This is a genomic window from Pedobacter sp. T50_32 (genome assembly GCF_057652195.1).
This window is the reverse complement of the sequence record NZ_JBYFBY010000003.1, coordinates 59493-79672: the sequence shown is the minus strand read 5'-3', so window position 1 is coordinate 79672 and position 20180 is coordinate 59493. Positions and strand designations below refer to the sequence as shown.

General features: G+C 36.7%; 19 protein-coding genes. 11 read left to right on the top strand and 8 right to left on the bottom strand.

Features of this window, described 5'->3' with window-relative positions; translation table 11 throughout:
* Positions 1-25: 25 nt before the first annotated feature.
* Positions 26-1105 (bottom strand): PQQ-dependent sugar dehydrogenase, encoded by a 1080-nt coding sequence (locus AC23ME_RS10995; protein WP_487727820.1) that lies wholly within the window; start codon positions 1103-1105, stop codon positions 26-28.
* Positions 1106-1203: 98 nt separating this feature from the next.
* Between AC23ME_RS10995 and AC23ME_RS10990 the strand changes: the two genes are divergently transcribed.
* Positions 1204-1779, top strand: coding sequence for a hypothetical protein (locus AC23ME_RS10990; protein ID WP_487727819.1), 576 nt, complete (start codon positions 1204-1206; stop codon positions 1777-1779).
* 3 nt (positions 1780-1782) lie between these two features.
* On the opposite strand, the gene AC23ME_RS10985 is transcribed toward AC23ME_RS10990, so the two are convergent.
* Both AC23ME_RS10985 and AC23ME_RS10980 read right to left on the bottom strand, forming a co-directional pair.
* Entirely contained in the window at positions 1783-4161 is a 2379-nt protein-coding gene (locus tag AC23ME_RS10985) for an endonuclease MutS2 (protein WP_487727818.1), read from the bottom strand.
* Between the two features lies 1 nt (position 4162).
* Entirely contained in the window at positions 4163-4669 is a 507-nt protein-coding gene (locus tag AC23ME_RS10980) for a DUF4296 domain-containing protein (protein WP_487727817.1), read from the bottom strand.
* Positions 4670-4816: 147 nt separating this feature from the next.
* Here AC23ME_RS10980 and AC23ME_RS10975 point away from each other — a divergent pair, with 147 nt between their 5' ends.
* The 5 genes from AC23ME_RS10975 to AC23ME_RS10955 all read left to right on the top strand — a co-directional run bounded on the left by AC23ME_RS10975 (position 4817) and on the right by AC23ME_RS10955 (position 9368).
* Positions 4817-5509, top strand: coding sequence for a YggS family pyridoxal phosphate-dependent enzyme (locus AC23ME_RS10975; RefSeq protein WP_487727816.1), 693 nt, complete (start codon positions 4817-4819; stop codon positions 5507-5509).
* Between the two features lie 55 nt (positions 5510-5564).
* A complete protein-coding gene (locus tag AC23ME_RS10970) occupies positions 5565-6032 on the top strand; it encodes an N-acetyltransferase family protein (protein ID WP_487727815.1) in 468 nt (155 codons plus the stop codon).
* A gap of 11 nt (positions 6033-6043) precedes the next feature.
* Positions 6044-6853 (top strand): DUF3298 and DUF4163 domain-containing protein, encoded by an 810-nt coding sequence (locus AC23ME_RS10965; RefSeq protein ID WP_487727814.1) that lies wholly within the window; start codon positions 6044-6046, stop codon positions 6851-6853.
* On the top strand, positions 6854-8116 hold the full coding sequence (locus AC23ME_RS10960; protein WP_487727813.1) for an aspartate kinase: 1263 nt from the start codon (positions 6854-6856) through the stop codon (positions 8114-8116).
* A 70-nt stretch (positions 8117-8186) separates the two neighbouring features.
* Positions 8187-9368, top strand: coding sequence for a THUMP-like domain-containing protein (locus AC23ME_RS10955; protein ID WP_487727812.1), 1182 nt, complete (start codon positions 8187-8189; stop codon positions 9366-9368).
* A gap of 92 nt (positions 9369-9460) precedes the next feature.
* Here the strand turns inward: AC23ME_RS10955 and AC23ME_RS10950 are convergent, their stop codons facing one another.
* Together AC23ME_RS10950 and AC23ME_RS10945 are read right to left on the bottom strand one after the other, a co-directional pair.
* Positions 9461-10063: a DNA-3-methyladenine glycosylase gene (locus AC23ME_RS10950; RefSeq protein ID WP_487727811.1), complete on the bottom strand. Its 603-nt coding sequence runs from the start codon at positions 10061-10063 to the stop codon at positions 9461-9463.
* Entirely contained in the window at positions 10056-10532 is a 477-nt protein-coding gene (locus tag AC23ME_RS10945; protein ID WP_487727810.1) for a GAF domain-containing protein, read from the bottom strand. Before AC23ME_RS10945 ends, AC23ME_RS10950 begins: the two co-directional genes overlap by 8 nt.
* A 159-nt stretch (positions 10533-10691) precedes the next feature.
* On the opposite strand from AC23ME_RS10945, the gene AC23ME_RS10940 reads away from it, so the two are divergent.
* The 3 genes from AC23ME_RS10940 to AC23ME_RS10930 all read left to right on the top strand — a co-directional run bounded on the left by AC23ME_RS10940 (position 10692) and on the right by AC23ME_RS10930 (position 14764).
* Complete coding sequence (locus AC23ME_RS10940; protein ID WP_487727809.1) at positions 10692-12869, top strand: S46 family peptidase; 2178 nt, start codon at positions 10692-10694, stop codon at positions 12867-12869.
* Positions 12870-12958: 89 nt separating this feature from the next.
* Positions 12959-13207 carry a hypothetical protein gene (locus AC23ME_RS10935; RefSeq protein ID WP_487727808.1) on the top strand — a complete coding sequence of 83 codons (249 nt, stop codon included), beginning with the start codon at positions 12959-12961 and terminating at the stop codon, positions 13205-13207.
* Between the two features lie 345 nt (positions 13208-13552).
* The gene (locus AC23ME_RS10930) at positions 13553-14764 is read left to right on the top strand and encodes a TCR/Tet family MFS transporter (RefSeq protein ID WP_487727807.1); all 1212 of its coding nucleotides are present in this window, start codon (positions 13553-13555) and stop codon (positions 14762-14764) included.
* A 96-nt stretch (positions 14765-14860) separates the two neighbouring features.
* Here the strand turns inward: AC23ME_RS10930 and AC23ME_RS10925 are convergent, their stop codons facing one another.
* The 3 genes from AC23ME_RS10925 to gatB all read right to left on the bottom strand — a co-directional run bounded on the left by AC23ME_RS10925 (position 14861) and on the right by gatB (position 18270).
* Positions 14861-15550: a response regulator transcription factor gene (locus AC23ME_RS10925; protein WP_487727806.1), complete on the bottom strand. Its 690-nt coding sequence runs from the start codon at positions 15548-15550 to the stop codon at positions 14861-14863.
* 98 nt (positions 15551-15648) lie between these two features.
* A complete protein-coding gene (locus AC23ME_RS10920) occupies positions 15649-16764 on the bottom strand; it encodes a redoxin domain-containing protein (RefSeq protein WP_487727805.1) in 1116 nt (371 codons plus the stop codon).
* A gap of 36 nt (positions 16765-16800) precedes the next feature.
* The gene (gene gatB / locus AC23ME_RS10915) at positions 16801-18270 is read right to left on the bottom strand and encodes an Asp-tRNA(Asn)/Glu-tRNA(Gln) amidotransferase subunit GatB (RefSeq protein ID WP_487727804.1); all 1470 of its coding nucleotides are present in this window, start codon (positions 18268-18270) and stop codon (positions 16801-16803) included.
* 229 nt (positions 18271-18499) lie between these two features.
* Here gatB and AC23ME_RS10910 point away from each other — a divergent pair, with 229 nt between their 5' ends.
* Together AC23ME_RS10910 and AC23ME_RS10905 are read left to right on the top strand one after the other, a co-directional pair.
* Positions 18500-18919, top strand: coding sequence for a hypothetical protein (locus AC23ME_RS10910; RefSeq protein ID WP_487727803.1), 420 nt, complete (start codon positions 18500-18502; stop codon positions 18917-18919).
* Positions 18920-18990: 71 nt separating this feature from the next.
* A complete protein-coding gene (locus AC23ME_RS10905; protein WP_487727802.1) occupies positions 18991-20055 on the top strand; it encodes an NERD domain-containing protein in 1065 nt (354 codons plus the stop codon).
* Positions 20056-20180 lie beyond the last annotated feature (125 nt).

Below are 20180 nucleotides of genomic sequence, written 5' to 3'. Positions count from 1 at the left end.
GAAATTTGTGCATCCGTGGGCTGTTCTATTTCGATATTTCTATTATCTGATCTTTACCACTACCATTACTTGTACAGATGTAAATTTTCCCTTCGGGCGATTGGGTAACCGCTCTAATTCTTTGAAAATCTCCGACGAAAAAATCTTTAGTTTCTGCAATCGCAGTTTGGGAATCATTTAATTTCAGCTGCATTAAACGACTTCCTTTTAGCAAGCACAACAATAATGAATTTTTAAATTGTGGAATGTAATTCGAATTATAATAAATCATTCCGCTTGGGGCAATGGTCGGTGTCCATTCTATGATAGATTCTGCAACATTATTCTGGTTACAGAAAGATGTTTCACTGCTTTCATTACATTTTCCTCTAACGGTTGGCCAACCATAATTTCTGCCTTTTTCGATGATATTGATTTCATCGTCTGTTGACGGACCATGTTCTGACGAAAATAACCGATTGCCTACCATGGCCAAACCTTGCGCATTACGATGTCCATAAGACCAAACGGGATTATTCGGGAAGGGATTATCTGTAGGAATAGTACCATCTAAATTTAACCTCAGTACTTTTCCTGCTACAGAGTTTACGTTTTGCGGTGTACTCAAGTCTTCGGCATCACCTGTGGTTACAAAAAGTTTATCGCCAACAATTAATAGACGAGAACCATTATGATTAGTTGATGCAGGAATGTTATCTAGCATGGTTTGTGGACTACCTAAAGTATTATTGGTATAAGTAAATCTTACCAATTTGTTCCTATAAGGTGTACCATAACCGTAAAATACGTAAACATACGGATTAGTGCTAAAATTAGGGTGTAATGCCATCCCCAACAAACCACCCTCACCTTGTACCCGAACTTCTGAAATAGTGTGCAAAGCTGTTACTTCACTATTGGTCGGATTTATTCTACTGATTTTTCCCGATTTTTCGGTAAACCAAATTAAGTTATCTGGCCCGTAAACGAGTTCCCAAGGCAAGGTTAAGTTAGAAACCAGCACCTTTGTCTTTAATTCGACAGGTGTGAGGTCTTCGTTATTTCTATCTTTTTTACACGCAATGCTGAATAATAAAACTCCGGCAATAAATAGTAACTTTCTCATACACTCAAAATTTTATAAAAAACAACCTACCAACCATTTAGTTCTTAAAAATGACGTATTTTCGAAATGTTGAATCTATATTTGGAAAAATAACGCTTATGAAAACTTCAAAAACCATCAAAACAGTATCTCTATTATTGGCTTTGGCAGTATCTGTATTAAATGGGTTTGCACAATCGGAGCATAAAAAAGCTGCTACAGGTCAAAATCAAGTTTTGCCTATCAATCTTTTAAGTATTAGCTTAACAAGCAATGAGCCAAATAAACTTGTTTTAAATTGGAGTACATCTGCAGAAGCGAATAATTCTCATTTCATCATTTATATTGCAGAAAAGGATACCAAGAAATTTGTAAAAATAGGACAAGTAAATGGTGCTGGAAATAGCTCGGTTAAAATAGATTATCAATTTGTAATTAACAATGTAGTTCCAAAAGCTTTGACTGGTTCGTTGCCATTTCTTTTTCTTCTACTTATACCGTCGGTTCGTAATAGAAAATTAAGACTTGCCATTTTTGCCGCTTTTGCAATATTAGCGATATCATGTGCTAAAAAAGAAATAACGTCATCTTCTGAACTCAAATCTTTTTATGTTAAATTAGAACAAGTGGACTACGATGGAAAAGTGATCACCTTTTATACTCGGAATATGACTATTGAAGTACCAAAACGATAGCTATTACTTCATATAAACATAAGTAATTCCGTCTCCACCTCTATCTAAATGCTCATCTTCCATTCTATCCACCTGTTTGTATGACTTTAAATGAGTTCTGATTAGCTTACGTAAAATACCATCGCCTTTGCCATGAATGATTTTGATAGAGGGAAAGCCCAACATAATTGCTTTATCCATATAGTTTTCCAACTCTTGCAATGCAACTTCACCACGCATGCCACGCAAATCTAACTCTGCTCTAAAATTACTTACGGCATCGCTCAAACTACTGGTATAAGAACTCCGTTGCACCAACTTTTTAACCTGTCGGTTACTAATTTTCTGTACTCGGTTCTTTTTCACTACCGAACGTAAATCGCCAAAGGCTACCACCAAATTATTTTTGTTAATCTCCATCACTTGTCCAGTACTTTCCGTACCGATCAATTGGATAAAATCTCCTACTTCTATGGCTGTATCATCAAATTCGACTACAGGTTTTGGTTCTTCTGCCTTCACTTCGTTTCTCGCCAAACCTTTCTGCAGGTTTTGCCTTATTTCGCGGGTTGCTTCTTTATCAGCCTGTTTCTTTTTGATTTGGGCAATCGTATTTTCTACCAGCTTATTAGCATCTTTAATGATATTTTGGGCTTGTACCTTTGCGTCTTTAATTAAAGTCCGCTTATTTTCTTCTAAGAATGATTTTTGTTTTTCATTTTCAGCCAACAGCTGGTTTAATCTATTCTGCTGATTAGATAATTTTACTTTAGTTTCGTGAACCTGACGTTTCTCCTTCTCCAAATTCACCAGCAAACTATCAATGCTGTTTTGATTGGTTCCAATTTTCTGCTTGGCTAATTCCAAAACTTCCTTCTGTAAACCGATATTCTGCGCAATTTCAAAAGCATAAGAACTACCCGGCTTACCAATATCCAAAATGTAGAGTGGCTTCATTTTGCTGTTATCAAACAACATCGAGGCATTTTCCAAGCCTTCGGTATCACCAGCAAACAATTTCAAATTAGAATAGTGAGTTGTAATTACACCACGTACTTTTTTGTTATTCAGCACTTCTAACACAGCTTCTGCCATTGGACCACCAAATTGAGGATCGGTTCCCGTACCAAATTCATCAATAAGTACCAATGTTTTCGGATTGGCGTGTGCCAAGAAATAACGCATTTTATTTAAATGAGCACTGTAGGTACTCAAATCAGATTCAATAGATTGGTCATCGCCAATATCAGCGAAAATCTGGTTAAAAACGCACATTTCACTATGTTCATCAACAGGAACCAACAAGCCCGTCTGCAACATCATTTGCAACAAACCAACCGTTTTCATACACACCGATTTTCCTCCAGCATTTGGTCCAGAAACCAACACAATACGCATTCCATTATTGATATGAATGTTTAGAGGAACCACGCTTTTTCCACTCTGCTCGTTTGCGAACGAAAGCTGTAACAGCGGATGACGAGCGTTGATCAACTTTGTTTTAGGTTCTTTGAGCAAAACTGGCATTTCTGCACCAACTTGTATCGCAAAAAGTGCTTTTGCTCTTACAAAATCCAACTTTGTTAAGAAACCGTGGTACGATAACAAAATTGGTGTATAAGGTCTTAGTTCATTGGTAGTTTCAATGAGTATGCGAATAATCTCTCTACGTCTATCAAATTCTAAATCTCGAAGCTTATTATTCAGTGTAAAAACTTCTTCTGGTTCCAGATATACTGTTTGTCCGCTAGCAGATTCATCATGGATAAAACCTTTGATTTTACGCTTATTCTCAGCCAAAATTGGAATACAAATCCTTCCATCACGCACTGTTAAACTACCATCGGCTACCCAATTGCTGGCCACAGCATTTTTGTAGATGGCATCCATTTTTAGACGCACCTCTTGCTCACCTTTCGCAATCGCTGTGGTAATATCTAGTAATTCGTTTGATGCATTAGGCTTAATTTTCCCTTTTGCATCAAGCACACGTTCTATCTTTTTAAGGATATCCCTTTCTATTGGCAAATGCTCAAACAAAGCCTCTAAGCTAGGATAGATTTCTTTTCTCTCGTCAAAAAAACGAATTACAGAAAATACGGTTTGTAGCGAAGTATAAATTTTAAAGAGCTCCTCCTCTACCAAATAACTTCCTTCTACTCTAATTTTATCAGCCAATACTTTTATATCAAAAAAAGTACTAATCTGTAGAGGCTCTTGATTTTCTAAGATGCTTTTAAATTCTTTGGTCTGCCGTAGAAATTTTTCTATTTGATCGTGCTTAGACATCACCTGCATCTTGTCGACCAGGTTTTGCCCCATAGTACTTAAGCAATGCTGACGCACCAATTGCCTAACTTCGTTAAATCCTAATCTCTCTTCGCAATTTTCGGGGTACAGCATATTAATTTATTGTAGATTTTGGAGCGCTTTTAATTCTTCGTTTTATCAATTTCGCTTTTTGTGGTGTATCAATCGGTTTAACTTCCTTTGCTGTAGGAACTGTATCTACCGACTTTGCCTCAACTGGTTCTTCTAATGTTTTTACCTTTTTAGCCTTTGATTTAGCTTCTTTTTCTTGCTTTTTGAGTTCTACGTCTTTTTCCTTATTAATTCTATCGCTTATTCTATCATACATTTTAGATAGCAAATCTGGGCGTTTGTAATAATAAGCCATGCTATGGGCATGTGCAGCAGAATCAATACCGTACTTCTTAAAAATGCCTTTGTAAAGTGGAGCCGATGTTTTCCTAGCGCTATCAGGTGTAGGTATGGTACCCACGTATCCATCCAACACATGTATATCATATAGTATACTTTCCATTTCTGTAGGCTGTATGATATCTTTTGGAATACCAGGTTTACAGGCTAACAGCACAGCACACATCACGAATAAAAAAAGTCTCGTCATTTTTATCATTAAAATATTATAAACATAATGAACATCAATTTACCTAAAAATCTATAAGTTGAAAACGTAATATAGATAACATAAAATAAGATGTGCCTATGTGGTTTCGTTCGTAATAATTAATTTTACCCCCAAAAATAACGATAAATGAGCATTGCTGATAACTTATTGAAATATAAAAGCGAAATTGAAAGCGACGGAGTTAAACTTGTAGCTGTTTCTAAAAACCATCCTGCAGAAGCTGTTAAAGAAGCTTATGATGCTGGACAAAGGGTTTTTGGCGAAAATTTGGTGCAAGAGATGGTAGATAAGCAAGCACAATTGCCTGCAGATATCGAATGGCATTTAATTGGACACTTACAAACCAATAAGGTAAAGTATATCGCTTCTTTCGTAAAACTGATAGAGTCTGTTGATAGCTTAAAATTGCTGAAAGAAATTGATAAACAGGCTGCAAAACACAATCGTGTGATAGATTGCCTCCTACAGATTTACATTGCAGATGAAGATACCAAATTTGGATTGGGCTTTGACGAAGCTATAGAATTACTACGATCTGAAGAATTTGCAGCATTAAAAAATGTGAGAATAGTTGGTTTAATGGGGATTGCGACAAACACAGCAAGCGATGAACAAACCAGTGCAGAATTTAATGAATTGAAGGTGCTATTCGACGGCATTAAGTTAAGTTATTTTAGGAAAGACGATTTTTTTAAGGAAATTTCGATGGGAATGTCGGCCGATTACGAATTAGCAATTGAAGAAGGGAGTACCATTGTTAGAATTGGAAGTAATATTTTTGGTAAGAGAGTGATTAAGCACTGGAAAAATATTGAATAAATAGCCAATTGACCAGTAATCAATTCTCAAAAAATAAAAAACGAAACCACCTAAAATGAATATTGAACTGAGAACAGCAACCGCCGAAGATTGTCCTCGCTTATTGGAACTAATTACAGAATTAGCCGTTTACGAAAATGCTCCAGACGAAGTTACCGTAACTGTGGAAGAGTTTATAGAAGCTGGTTTCGGTACAAATCCAGTTTGGAAATCTTTTGTAGCCGTAGATGGTAAAACCATTGTTGGCTTAGCATTGTTCTATATCAGATACTCAACTTGGAAAGGTTGTCGTTTATATTTAGAAGATTTTTTGGTTACCGAAAACTACCGAGGGAAAGGAATTGGCAAGCTCTTATTTGATCGTGTAGTGCAAGAAGCCAAAGAAAGAAACTTTAATGGAATGAGCTGGCAAGTGTTAGATTGGAATACGCCAGCCATTAATTTTTATGATAAATATGGCGCAAGCTACGAGAGTGAATGGTTAAATGCATCCTTTACCAAGGAACAGTTAAGTAAACTTTAATACAATCTATTATGAAAAAAATCATCTTCCCTTTATTAGCAATAAGCTTAGTTTGGGCTTGCACCAGCGATAATAAAGAAAAAAAAGTTGCCCATGTTATAACTGCAGAAAACGATACGCTAACCTACCATTACGATTCGATTAAAGTAGTAAGTAATAATGCTGTAAAACCAGAAGTAAATAGAGAAGCTGATACGGCTAATGCACTAGTAAAATATCCAGTATTTGAAAACGATAGCCTAAACAATTACATCAAAAGTCAAGTGTTTCACTATTTCGGAGATGAAGAAGTTCCAACAGCGTTTGATGATATTGCAGCTAGTTTCATTAGAGGTTATAACGATTTTTATGTAGAAAATCCTGGAACTGCACAATGGTGGTATCTATTAATCGACATTAAGGTTATTAGGCAATTGCACAATTACGTAGCAATGAAATACGTTCATTCAGACTATGCAGGCGGTGCACATGGCAACACCATCATTTCTTATATCAATTTCAATCCAAAAACAAACAAGGCAGTCACTTTAGACTCGTTAATATTACCTGAAAAGAAAGCTGAACTATTAAAAATAGGTGAACGTATCTTTAGAAGTGATGAAAAAATTAGCGCTACAGAGCCGTTAGATAAAAAATACTTTTTCACTAATGGTAAGTTCTCGTTACCAAAAAGCTATTATGTAAGCGATAAAGGACTAGTATTTCTTTACAATCCTTACGAAATAAAATCTTACGCAGAAGGAACTACCGAATTAGTGATCCCTTTTTCAGAGCTTAGCGGTATCGCTAAACCTCAAACCATCTTAACTTTAAACGAATAAATGCAAGTATACAAATTTGGTGGTGCATCCATCAAAAACATCGAAGGAATAAAAAACGTTACTCAAATTATACAATCTTTTGGCACTAAAAACCTGCTTGTAGTAGTTTCTGCCATGGATAAAACCACCGATAGATTACAGGAAATAGCCTTCGCACACATCAACGGTGATGATAAAAAACATCAACTATTAGAAACAGTAAAGGATTTTCATTTCGATATCATCAGCAAGTTGTTTCCCGATGCAAAAAATCCAGTTTATAATGATGTTGCGAATACTTTTGTAGAAATTGAGTGGCTGTTGGAGGAAGAAGCTGAAGATACTCCAGATTATCTTTACGATCAAATTGTTTCCGTTGGTGAATTGGTATCCTCAAAAATTATTGCTGCTTATTTAAATCAACAAGGCAGTTTTTGCATCTGGCAAGATGCCCGGAATTATATCCAAACCGATAATACCTATCGCGAAGCAAATGTGCAGTGGGATAAAACTACCAGCGAAATACAAAAGCATTTACCAAGTTACTTAGAGCAAGGCGTAGTTTTAACACAGGGATTTATTGGTACTACTAGCGAAAATTTCACCGCAACTTTAGGTCGTGAGGGTTCTGACTACTCTGCTGCAATATTCAGCGCAGCTTTGGATGCCGAGAAAATGACCATTTGGAAAGATGTACCTGGTGTGCTGAATGCCGATCCGAAGTGGTTTGACGTAACGGAAAAAATCCCTCAACTCTCTTACCGAGATGCAATTGAACTTACCTATTACGGAGCAACGGTCATCCATCCTAAAACCATAAAACCAATACAGAATAAGAGCATTCCTCTGTTTGTAAGATCTTTTATTCATCCGGAAGAAGCAGGCACCGAAATTAGCACTGAAGCTACCACCCTTCCAGTTCCTTCGTTTATTTTTAAGGTAAATCAGGTGTTGTTGTCTATTTCTCCAAAGGATTTCTCGTTTATTATTGAAGAAAATTTGAGCGATATTTTCGCCATTTTCCATAAAAATCGGGTGAAGGTGAATACGATGTTGAATTCCGCAATCAGTTTTTCGGTGAGTATAGATAACGACGAAAAAAAGATTGAAAGCTTGATCAATGATCTTTCTGCAGATTTCAAAGTGAAATATAATAAGGATATGGAATTGGTGACTATCCGTTATTACAACCAAGAAACCATTGATCGGGTTACCGTAAATAAAAAGGTTTGGCTAGAAGTAAAAAGTAGAAACACTTGCCAAATGGTGATGAAGAACACATAAGTTCATTAGTTCACTCGCCATTATTCAACTTGGCAAACCCAATGAACCAACGAAGGAATAAACCAGAAAAATGAACAAAAACCTCTTACAAAAGGAAGTGCAAACCTACATTAACAGTAATTTAAATGCTACTGACGTAAGTAGGATTGCACTATCAAAATCTCCTTTTGCTGGGGTAAGTTCGGCCGAGCTGGCCAATCAAATAGTAGCCAAAAAGAAAGCTGAAAAGAAATTACCTACTTGGTTTAAGCGGGAAAACATCATTTTTCCGAGTACCTTGTCTGTGGAACAAACTTCGTCAGAAGATACAGCAACTTATAAACAGCGGTTGGCAAAAGGCAAATCGTTAATAGACATTACAGCTGGTTTTGGTGTAGATAGCTTTTACTTTTCACACAAAGTGGATGAAGTTTACAGTTGCGAAATCAACGCAGAGTTGTCTGAAATATCTGCCCATAATGCAAAGCTTTTAGCTGCTAATAACATCCAATGTTTAGCAGTAGATGGACTAGAATACTTAGAAACTTCGGAAAAGTCTTTCGGAACTATTTATATAGACCCAGCAAGAAGAAGTACCAGCGGCAAAGTGTTTAAGCTAGCCGAGTGCACGCCTAACGTGGTAGACCATTTGGATTTGTTATTGAGCAAAGCTGAAAGAATAATCATCAAAACCTCTCCTCTTTTAGATCTCCAAGCGGGATTAACCGAATTGAAACATGTTTCCGAAATTCATATCGTAAGTGTAAAAAACGAATGTAAAGAGCTACTTTGGGTAATCGATAAGGATTTTGCTGGTGAAGTAAAAGTAATTTGCGTAACACTCAACGATGAGATTAAAGAAATTGAGCTTCCTTTGATTGATGATAGTACCACAGTTTATGTTGAAGAACTTATAACTCAGGGCTATCTCTACGAACCGGACACAGCTTTGATGAAAAGCGGTGCCTTTAATGCTATCGCCAATCAATTTAACTTGCAAAAATTAGATAGGCAAAGTCACCTCTACTTCTCGTTAGATTTGCAACCATCGTTCATTGGCCGCATTTTCGAAATCATCGAGACTTTTTCGCCAAATGAACTTAAAAAGCAAAAAGACTTACAAGGAAATGTGATCGTGAGAAATTTCCCAGAGCGGGCAGACAACTTGGTTAAAAAACTAAAGATTAAGCCAAACAAAGAAACATTTTACATTTTCACCGAAGTACAACAGAAATACCTTGTGTTTAAAACTCGGATAGTTCAGTATTACTAATATTTCTTGTAATCTTCGTTTCTTTAACGGGGACACCAACAAGAGAAATAGAACTTTAATTAGTGATAGTCTTCAAATCTCGGATCAAGAATTTAAGAATTAGGCTTACTCACAAATTTATTCCCTCTTACATAAAACCTAAACGGCCATAAAGCATGTTCCTGAGCATAAGCAACGCCAATTCTCGTGGTTGCTACAATTTGATCGTCGGTGTAACCGTCAAAATCCTCAATCCAAATTTCATCAGAAGAAAGGTCCTTAGCATTTAATTGCTTATCGATACCTAATGCCTGCGACAACGCTCCAGGTCCAGCGGTAATGCGTGATGCAACTTTATCCATCTTTCTACGTTGCAACATCGTTTCTACACCTAAAATTGGCTCTATAGCCCTAATTAACACAGCTTGTGGATTGTCTTCCTTTCCGCTAACTACATTTAATAAATGATGAATACCGTAGCAAAGGTAAACGTAGGTAACACCCCCACCTAAAAACATTGTAGCTGTGCGATTGGTATGCTTACGTCCGTAGGCGTGACAAGCCTTATCTATCGCTCCATCGTAAGCTTCAGTTTCTGTAATGATGCCACCGCTAATCACGCCGTTAATGTTAGTGAACAGTTTCTTACCTAGTAATTGCTTAGCAACACTCACTACATCTTCTTGTCGATAAAAAGCTAACGGTAATTTAGGCATCAATTAACTTCAAAATTTTATTTAGATACAAGCTATCAACTTCATCGAAATGAGATAGATATTCACTATCAACATCTAACACTCCAATAATCTTACCATCCATATAAAATGGCAACACAATCTCAGACTTCGAGGCCGAAGCACAGGCAATATGCCCAGGAAATTCATCAACATTCGGCACAATTAACGTTTGCTCCTGCTGCCACGAAGCGCCGCAAACTCCCTTACCTTTCTTAATTCTAGTACAAGCAACAGGCCCTTGAAATGGTCCTAAAACCAACTCTTCATCCTTCACTAGATAAAATCCCACCCAAAACCAATTGAATTGCTCTTTCAGTGCCGCACAAACGTTCGCTAACTTGGCAATCAAATCATTCTCGCCCTCTAGCAAAGCGCTAATCTGGGGAATAATAGACGTATATTTCTCTTCTTTCGAAGCCTCTCTTAAAATGGTTAAATCTTCTGCCATAGCACAAAGGTAAGGATTAATCCCCTAAAGGGGACTTTCGAAAATCGAGGCGACTTTATCTTTAGTAATGTGGTATTTACATTCAACTCCCCTTTAAGGGTTGGGGGTTAAAGCATATTTCCTTAGCTTTGACCTGTTAGAAACTTAATTAACAACACAATGAACAAGAAAATCTTATCAATTACTTTACTATTTACGCTTTCTATAGCCACATTAGGGCTTTTAGGATATACGTTTCGTGATGAAGGCATGTTCCCTTTAAGCGAAATACACAAAATAGATTTGAAAAAGGCAGGCTTAAAAATTGAGCCTAATGAAGTATATAATCCTAACGGAATTAGCTTAGTAGACGCTTTAGTTAACGTAGGTGGCTGTACTGGCTCTTTCGTCTCTGACGAAGGATTGATCATCACCAATCATCATTGTGCATTTAGCGCTGTTCAGTTGGCGAGCACCCCCCAGAACGATTATTTAAATAATGGTTTTGTAGCCAGAAAACGTGAACAAGAAATTGAGGCAAAAGGCTTAACTTGCCGTATTACAGAAAGCTATGAAGATGTATCAGATAGAATTCTCGGTTCTGTGGCCAACATCGAAAACCCAGCAACACGCCTGCAAATGATTAACAACCAAATGAAAAACATTGCGGCAGAAGCAGAACAAAAAGACCCTAGCATTAAGGCAGAGGTATCTGAAATGTTTATTGGCAAAACCTATGTGTTATTCAGGTACAAAACCATCCAAGATGTAAGATTGGTTTACGTACCTAACCGTCAAATCGGTGAATTTGGTGGTGAAACCGACAATTGGGTTTGGCCGCGTCATACCGGCGATTATGCGTTCATGAGAGCTTACGTGGGTAAAGACGGTAAGCCTGCGAAATACAGCAAAGACAACGTACCATTTAAACCAAAAAAATCGCTTAAAGTTAACGCTAGCGGCACCAACGAAGAAGATTTTGTATTCATTTTAGGTTATCCAGGTAGAACTTTCCGTCATCGCCCTGCGCAATTTGTAGATTACCAAGCGCAGTATGTTTTGCCTTACACCTCAGAACTATACGATTTCCAAAACACAACGATGGAAAATATAGGAAAGAAAGACAAAGCAACTGAGATTAAATTAGCTACCCGTATTAAACGCAATGCCAATGTGATGAAAAATTACCGTGGCAAATTAGCTGGTATCAAAGGAATTGACCTAGTTTCTAAAAAACAGGAAGAAGATGCAGCACTAGCCGCATTTATCAATGAAAATGTTGAAGTTAAGGCACAATACGGCAATTTAATGGCCAATATCGACCAGCTTTATAAGCAAATTAACGGTGATGCAAATAGAGATTTATGGCTGTCACAAATATATAATTCCACTAGCTTAATCAACATTGCTAGAAACATCAACATCTTTAAAAACAATCTTAATCAGCAGCCAACTGCACAAAAACAAGCGTATTTCGAAACTAATGTTGGTAGATTGAAACAAGTATTATCGAACATTTATGATGCTTACCATATCGATGCCGATAGACGTATTTTTAAAAGAATGATGTTAGATGCAGTTGCTTTTACGCCAAACCAACGTGTAGCTGCAGTTGATAAAATCATCAATCGCGGCAGTAATAACGAAGCAATGATCGACGATTACATCAACGATACTTTTGGCCTAACCAAATTAAAAGATCAAAACTTTGTTTTCAGCAGCCTTTTAAAGTCACCAAAATCGATTAGCGACTACAATGATGGTCTTTTATTACTAGAGAACGATGTTGCTCGTCAGATAGCAGAATTAAAGCCAGAAAAAGACCGTAGAGACGGCATACTAAACAAGTTAATGGGTGATTACGTAAACGTTAAGGAGAAGTTCTTAAATAAAGGATTTGTACCAGACGCTAACAGCACATTAAGACTAACTTACGGTTATGTTCGTGGCTACTCTCCTGCTGATGCCACCTACATGTCGCCTTACACTACTATCAAAGGCATCATTGAAAAAGCTGCTTCAGGCAATCCAGATTTCTTTTATCCTAACATCATTAAGGAACTTTGGAACAAAAAAGACTTCGGCTCTTTTGCTAAAAAGGATTTAAACGATGTACCTGTTGCTTTTCTTTACAACATGGATACTACCGGCGGAAATTCGGGCTCACCAATAATGAATGCTAATGGCGAATTGATTGGTGTTAATTTCGACAGAGCTTACGGCGCAACTATTAACGATTATGCTTGGAACGAAAGCTACAGTCGTTCAATTGGTGTAGACATTAGATACGTACTTTGGGCAGCCTCAAAAATTGATAAAGCTGATTTCTTACTGAAAGAAATGGGCGTTAATCCATAATAGAAAAATAAAAGCGGCGCATGGCAATTAAAATATTGCATGCGCCGCTTTTTTAATATCCTATAATTTAAACACAACCAGAAATACAGATGAGAATAATAGCCGAATTACCACACCCACAATGCAAGATCAGCATCTTTAGTATGAACCAAAAATTCATTGTAAAATTTGAACAAGGACCATACGAACAGAGCTACAAAATTTCTGAGTTAGACCTCACGGGAGGAGGTGTTAACGAGGTGTTTCAAATCATTGACGAAGCATTCATCGAAACTGTTATTGAGCGTTTCAAAACTATGCGAACCGATTTTATTGAAGCTTACCAGCGACAGCAATAAAACCTACAAAACAAAAAACATAAGTAACTGATATACAAACATATTAATGTGTAAACAAAATTTTATTTTGATTTTGGTTCCATTTTTCCACCTTAAAAACATATTTATAAAAACTAAAACTTTAACTTATCATATTTATATATACTGATTTATAGTAATTTAACATATTTAACAAAATATTATTCTGATCGATAATTATGCCAAATAAATAGGAACTTAGCATTGATTTCTAAATAAACTGGTATAAATCGAATAACTCAGAAAAATGAAAACAAGACCTGTTCAAATAAATTTTAAGATGTGGAATTGGTAATTATATTACCTTTGCATTTCTAAAAAACCAACATGGCAAGCAACAAAAATGCTGGTGTGTTTTTCATACTAGTTACTATCCTATTCGACTGCATTGGCTTTGGCATTATCATTCCAATCATGCCAGATTTAATACAAGAATTAACCGGAGCTAGTTTAAGTAAAGCATCAGAATATGGCGGAGTAATGCTCACCGTTTATTCTTTAATGATGTTCGTTTGCTCTCCTATCTTGGGATCATTAAGCGATAAGATTGGTCGCCGACCAGTGCTCTTAATTTCGTTGTTAGGTATGGCTATTGATTACTTCTTTTTGTCGTTTGCCCACACCATAACTTTACTATTTATCGGCCGTATTATTGCTGGGCTTTGTGGCGCAAGCATCACTACCGCGTCAGCCTATATTGCTGATGTAAGTACTCCAGAAAAGCGTTCTCAAAACTTTGGACTAATTGGCGCAGCTTTTGGACTTGGTTTCATCATTGGCCCTGTTATAGGTGGTATTTTTGGTGAGATAGGAACTCGAGTTCCTTTCATGGTTGCCGGAGGATTATCGCTGCTCAATTTCATGTATGGTTATTTCATCTTACCAGAATCATTAAAAAAAGAAAACAGAAGAGCATTTAATTGGAAAAGAGCTAATCCTGTGGGTGCTTTTTTACAACTCAAACGTTACCCTTCTTTAATTGGTTTATTGGCAGCACTGCTTATTTTATACATTGCCGCACAATCTACGCAAACAGTGTGGGCTTACTACACCAAAGAGAAATTTGAATGGAACAAAACCTGGGTAGGTTATTCTTTAGGTTTTGTTGGCTTAACGGTAGCCATTGTTCAGGGATGGCTCATTCGTTTGGTTATTCCTAAATTCGGAAATAAAAAAGCAATTATGTTTGGCCTATGTCTATATGTACTAGGCTTCGTTTTGTTCGCATTTGCCAACAAGGGATGGATGATGTTCGCGTTTATGGTGCCTTATGCCCTAGCGGGGATTACAGGACCAGCAATGCAGGGTATTATTTCTACCAAAGTTAAGCCCGATGAACAAGGCGAGTTGCAAGGAATTATGACTGGCTTCATGAGTTTGGCAAGTATTATCGGACCAACGTTGATGTCGTATTTATTTGCGTATTTCACGAATGCGAAAAATCATATTTATTTTCCCGGTGCACCATTTATAATGGGCGCTTTACTCACTTGTGTTTCTATTGGAATTTGTTACCGAACACTGAAGAAGCATCATTAGTTTTCGAACCACTAAGACAAAAAGAGCACGAAGACAACTTTAAAACTTAATGATTCAAAAAAAAATCCCGATGGTTTCACATCGGGATTTATAATTTTAAGAAAGTTCAAACTTGTATCCAACACCTTTTACGGTCGATACATAATTCTCTCCTAGCTTCTCTCTCAATTTTCTAATGTGAACATCGATAGTTCTGTTAGTTACCACAACAGAATCTTCCCAAATGTTTTTCAATATCGCTTCGCGGGTATAAACTTTACCAGGTTTCGAAGCCAACAAGTAAAGTAATTCAAACTCTTTCTTAGCTAAAACTACCTTCTCGCCACTCTGATAAACCAAATAAGATTCGCGGTCAATTACTAAATCGCCAATCTCCAATTTATTTTCAGAAACTTCATCACTGCTTACATTACGACGCAAAATGGCATTAATACGGCTTACCAAAGCTCTAGGCTTAATTGGCTTTGCAATATAATCGTCTGCGCCTACGTTAAAACCAGCAATTTCCGAATACTCTTCGCTTCTAGCAGTTAAAAAAACCATAAAGGTATTTTTAAACTCTGGGATAGCTCTCATTAAACGGCAAGCTTCAATACCATCCATCTTAGGCATCATAATATCTAAGATGATCAAATCTGGTTGAACCTTTTTAGCTACGTTAATTCCATCTTGACCATTACTAGCCAAAAATACCTGATAGCCCTCTTTTTTAAGGTTATACTCTATTAATTCGAGAATATCCGGTTCGTCATCAACAATTAAAATCTTCTGTTTAGCTGTGCTCATTGCTATTTTATTTGTTACGAAAGTAAGTATACAATTGCAACATTTAGTTAAACCTAAGTTAACAAATTGTTAAGACTACTCAATATATTAACATAGAATTAGAGTTGAGGTAAGGTTTTGTTTAAGAACTCATCCAATTGTTCCCCTCTCAAATCTCTTGCAATGATTTTACCTTGCGGATCTAACAAAAACGAACTAGGAATAGCCTCAACCTGATATAGCCTCACAACATCTCCTTCGAAATCCTTTAATTCTCCCACTTGGTCCCAAGTTAAATTGTCTTGCTTAATGGCTTGCATCCAAGCATTTTTATCCTTGTCTAACGAGATCCCTAAAACTGTAAAATTTCTGTTTCTAAACGTTTGATATGCTTTTACTACGTTCGGATTTTCCTGTCTACATGGCCCACACCACGACGCCCAAAAATCTAACAATACATATTTACCACGATAATCGCTTAGCTTAACCTGCTTACCATCGATACTAGGAATAGTAAACTCTGGCGCAACTTGCCCTACTTGTACAGCCTTTAATCTTTGTACCTTCTCTACAAAATTCTTTACGGCAGCGTGGTTTCTCAAGCTCGCATCTACTTTCTCAGCATAATCAACCATTGCTTTTTCATTCCCTACCGGATTTACCAAGCTAATGGCATAAAAACTAACCAGCGATTTGTTGTTATCCATCGCAAACTTGATGATGGCTTGGTTCAATTCGTTAAGTGCATTATTATAAACAGGCGTTAGTTTTTGTAGAAGATCATCTCTCTGATCTGGTTGCGCCGACACCTGCTCTTCGAACTGTTTGCTCACTTCAAATATTTTTTGCTGATGTTTTACCTTAAGCGCATTGAACTCTGCAAGTTTAGCGACATCATCTGCCCCGTCTATCGTATAGTTCTGGTTTTTATCATTTACGTCCGCGGTAATCTCTACTTCATCACCATTTTTAGCAATTACGATATACTCGTTAGCCAAATAATTAACCCTAAAGAAATCCGCTTCGGGCTTAGTGTTCGTGAATTTAAATTCGCCATTGGCCGATAAATTTGTAGAATCTAACAACACCATTGTGTTACTAGCCATTCCGTACAAGTAAACTTTATTTTTTACTTCGGCGTTAGTTAATTTCCCACTGATGGTAAACCTAGATTTATCTTTACAAGCTGTTAATGCACTGATGGTGACTAATATAATTACTGCTATTTTTTTCATTTTTTAGAATTTTGATATTGGGATTGGCGAGAAACTTTAGTTCTCCAACCTTTTTAAGATCAATTCGTTTATTTTTTTTGCGTCAGCTTTGCCCTTGGCTAGCTTCATTACATCGCCAACAAACAAACCTAAAACGCCTTTCTTTCCTTTTTTGTATGCTTCTACCTGCGGTTGATATTTAGCCAACACTTCGTCTATAAAACCAGTAATAGTATCTACATCTTCTACTATTAATAGGTTAAGTTGCATTGCTAGCTCTTCTGCTTTAACATTTTGATTAGTTTCTAAAGCTGGCAACAACGTTTGTATTGCGATTTGCTGCGAAACTTTCTTTTCATCTACCAAATTGATGGTTTGCGCCAATTGCAGCGGACTTACAGTATACTTACCAATTTCAATTTGCTTTTCGTTCAAGATGGCTCTAATACTACCTAGCAGCCAGTTGACCAAGCTTTTTTTGTTGTTTATTTGAACTACGGCATCATTATAATATTGGTATAAATCCTTATCATCAGCTAACACAGCTGCTTCAGATTGGTTGATACCTAGCTCATCCATCAAGTTTTGGGCAATCTCCTTAGGCAGCACTGGCATAGCCGATTTTACTTGAGCCAACCATTCATCAGAAATTACCACAGGTGGCAAATCTGGATCCGGAAAATAACGATAATCATTCGCTTCTTCTTTGCTACGCATTGGCGATGTTGTGCCTTTATCCGCATCAAAGTTTAAGGTACTTTGGATAATATCACCTCCGCTAGTAACTACTTCTACCTGTCTGCCAAATTCAAAATCCATCGCTCTGCGCACATTACGGATAGAATTTACGTTTTTCACTTCGCAACGAGTTCCGTAAGCAGTAGTTCCTTTTTCCCGAATAGAAATATTCGCATCGCAACGCAAAGAACCTTCTTCCATGTTACCATCGCTCACGTTTAAGAAACGCACCAATTGCCTAATTTCGGTTAGCAAAGCAGCTGCTTCTTCAGAACTACGGATATCTGGTTCGGTCACAATTTCAATTAAGGGTACACCAGCACGGTTTAAATCTACAAACGAATAGTTATCGTCCTGATCGTGCATGCTTTTACCGGCATCTTCTTCTAGGTGGATACGGTTAATGCCAATTCTCTTTTCTGTGCCATCAGATAATTGCACATTGATGAAACCGTTTTTGCAGATCGGACTGTTGTCTTGTGTAATTTGATATCCCTTTGGCAAATCTGCATAGAAGTAATTCTTCCTATCAAAGAAGTTGTATTGATTGATTTCGCAGTTTAATGCCAAACCAATGCGCATAGCTTTTTCAATTACCTCTTTATTTAGCTTAGGCAAAGCTCCTGGCAAACCTAAAGAAACGGTAGAAATATGCTCATTTGGCCCAGCACCGAATGCGGCACTGTCTGAACAGAATATTTTAGATTGTGTGTTTAACTGAACATGTATCTCTAAACCTGAAACAAGCTCGAAACTGCTGGTATCTTTTGCGATAGTCGTTGTACTCATTAATCGAATTTACTATTCTGAATGCCTTTTTAGCTTTCCAAATATAGGTATAATATGTATACTGTTAATGGTTTTAGCCACAGATGCACTGATTTAAAAAAAATATTTCAACAAATAAAAATCTGTGTATCTGGGGCTAATAATGTATCAATTATATAGCAGACAAAATGCTAAATCATCAGTGGCATGGTATTCGTATAGGTTTTAACACACACAAAACACTTAAATTATGAAACGATTAATCCTGATGTTTACGGTTGCTATAGTAGCAGCGACATTGCAAACAGCCAACGCTCAAGTTAGTTTAAATATCAATATTGGTGCGCAACCCAATTGGGGGCCTCGGGGTTACGACTATGTAGAGTATTACTACATGCCAGATATCCGCACTTACTACCATGTACCCTCTAGACGATATGTGTATTATGAAGGAAGCAGATGGGTGCACAGAACTTCTTTACCGAGAGCCTACCGTGGATACAACTTACACAAGGGCAGAAAAGTAGTAATTAATGAAACTCGCCCGTATTTAAGGCACAACGTTTACCAAACTAGATACGTAGAAAAGCATAGACACGATAATGGCAAACATAAAGGATGGCACAAAGGCAAAGGCCACCATAAAGGAAAAGATAGAGGTAGACATTAAAAGAAATCCCCCAGCTAAAAACTGGGGGATTTCTTTTTAATTTATCTTTAAATGAGTAATTTAAATTATAAATGTATAAGAGGTATAGAAAAAGGAGATACAATAAGACGTTTGGCATAATCATTATTTTATTAGGTTTAATTGTATTTAACTTATTAGAAAAAGGCATATTCAAACAAGAAGAATACCACAAAACGACAACCGGGTTGAATGTTAGGACTGGAATTGGAAAGAAACATCCTATTTCATTTACGCTAAAACAGGGTGACGAAGTTAAACTGTTGTCAAAAAATGGGAATTGGCACGAAATATCATACGAGGGAAAAACTGGTTATGCACATTCCGAGTATATTGTTAAGAGCCAAAGAAGTTTATTTGATAAACATCTCTTCACACCACAGCTTCAGAGAAACATTTTTGTTTTTATTGTTCTAATACTTCTATTTACTGTCTTCCTTCCGATAGGCTTAAAAATATACAGACGAGAGAAGAATAAAAAATTTCTGAAGAGTGTTACCGAACTAAACAGAGGGACTGCGACGGAGCGTGATTTGGTATTGGTTTTACTAAAAAATGGAAAATCGGTTGAAGATGTTTATCATGACGTGTATCTTAACACTAACGATGGCAAATTCTCTCAGATAGACCTTGTGTTAATCACTCAAGTAGGAATTATTCTTTTTGAAGTAAAGGACTATAATGGTTGGTTATATGGAAAAGGTAGACAAGAACAGTGGACAATGATTTCCGGCAAAAGTAAGTACAGGATTTATAGTCCGATAATCCAGAATGAGGTTCATGTCAAAAATTTAAGAAATATAATCAGCGAAAATCAAGATATTCCGATTTTCTCAGCAATCGTATTTTACGGAAACTGCAATTTTAAAAATATCAATTTTGTACCCCAACAGACTTTCTTGACAACCTCAGACAAAGTTCTTGAAGTTATACGAACAATAGAAGCGATCAATCCTATTTATGTATATAACAACTTAGCAAAAATAAGACGTATTTTACAAGAGGCAAAAGTGAATGGAGGAATTATTGAAAATCAAGAACTACATATAGCTAATATAAGAGATATGCTCGGCACTGATAGAAAATTCGATAGATCTATCTACTTGTACAAAGTTTGAATTCCATCCATCCAAAGCTCAAAAATCACTATACTTTCAATTTTAAAACTGACCCTGAAATAAATTCAGGGTGACGCTAAATTTATACTCCGTCATGCTGAATTTATTTCAGCATCAGCTTTTAG

What these genes read in the sequence shown, in the direction of transcription:
- AC23ME_RS10985 (WP_487727818.1), bottom strand. Translation starts at nt 4,161, where the DNA reads ATGCTGTACCCCGAAAATTGCGAAGAGAGATTAGGATTTAACGAAGTT.
- AC23ME_RS10905 (WP_487727802.1), top strand. Translation starts at nt 18,991, where the DNA reads ATGTATAAGAGGTATAGAAAAAGGAGATACAATAAGACGTTTGGCATA.
- AC23ME_RS10955 (WP_487727812.1), top strand. Translation starts at nt 8,187, where the DNA reads ATGAACAAAAACCTCTTACAAAAGGAAGTGCAAACCTACATTAACAGT.
- AC23ME_RS10970 (WP_487727815.1), top strand. Translation starts at nt 5,565, where the DNA reads ATGAATATTGAACTGAGAACAGCAACCGCCGAAGATTGTCCTCGCTTA.
- AC23ME_RS10935 (WP_487727808.1), top strand. Translation starts at nt 12,959, where the DNA reads ATGAGAATAATAGCCGAATTACCACACCCACAATGCAAGATCAGCATC.
- AC23ME_RS10980 (WP_487727817.1), bottom strand. Translation starts at nt 4,669, where the DNA reads ATGACGAGACTTTTTTTATTCGTGATGTGTGCTGTGCTGTTAGCCTGT.
- AC23ME_RS10940 (WP_487727809.1), top strand. Translation starts at nt 10,692, where the DNA reads ATGAACAAGAAAATCTTATCAATTACTTTACTATTTACGCTTTCTATA.
- AC23ME_RS10975 (WP_487727816.1), top strand. Translation starts at nt 4,817, where the DNA reads ATGAGCATTGCTGATAACTTATTGAAATATAAAAGCGAAATTGAAAGC.
- AC23ME_RS10995 (WP_487727820.1), bottom strand. Translation starts at nt 1,105, where the DNA reads ATGAGAAAGTTACTATTTATTGCCGGAGTTTTATTATTCAGCATTGCG.
- AC23ME_RS10965 (WP_487727814.1), top strand. Translation starts at nt 6,044, where the DNA reads ATGAAAAAAATCATCTTCCCTTTATTAGCAATAAGCTTAGTTTGGGCT.
- AC23ME_RS10950 (WP_487727811.1), bottom strand. Translation starts at nt 10,063, where the DNA reads ATGCCTAAATTACCGTTAGCTTTTTATCGACAAGAAGATGTAGTGAGT.
- AC23ME_RS10990 (WP_487727819.1), top strand. Translation starts at nt 1,204, where the DNA reads ATGAAAACTTCAAAAACCATCAAAACAGTATCTCTATTATTGGCTTTG.
- AC23ME_RS10930 (WP_487727807.1), top strand. Translation starts at nt 13,553, where the DNA reads ATGGCAAGCAACAAAAATGCTGGTGTGTTTTTCATACTAGTTACTATC.
- AC23ME_RS10920 (WP_487727805.1), bottom strand. Translation starts at nt 16,764, where the DNA reads ATGAAAAAAATAGCAGTAATTATATTAGTCACCATCAGTGCATTAACA.
- AC23ME_RS10960 (WP_487727813.1), top strand. Translation starts at nt 6,854, where the DNA reads ATGCAAGTATACAAATTTGGTGGTGCATCCATCAAAAACATCGAAGGA.
- gatB (WP_487727804.1), bottom strand. Translation starts at nt 18,270, where the DNA reads ATGAGTACAACGACTATCGCAAAAGATACCAGCAGTTTCGAGCTTGTT.
- AC23ME_RS10945 (WP_487727810.1), bottom strand. Translation starts at nt 10,532, where the DNA reads ATGGCAGAAGATTTAACCATTTTAAGAGAGGCTTCGAAAGAAGAGAAA.
- AC23ME_RS10910 (WP_487727803.1), top strand. Translation starts at nt 18,500, where the DNA reads ATGAAACGATTAATCCTGATGTTTACGGTTGCTATAGTAGCAGCGACA.
- AC23ME_RS10925 (WP_487727806.1), bottom strand. Translation starts at nt 15,550, where the DNA reads ATGAGCACAGCTAAACAGAAGATTTTAATTGTTGATGACGAACCGGAT.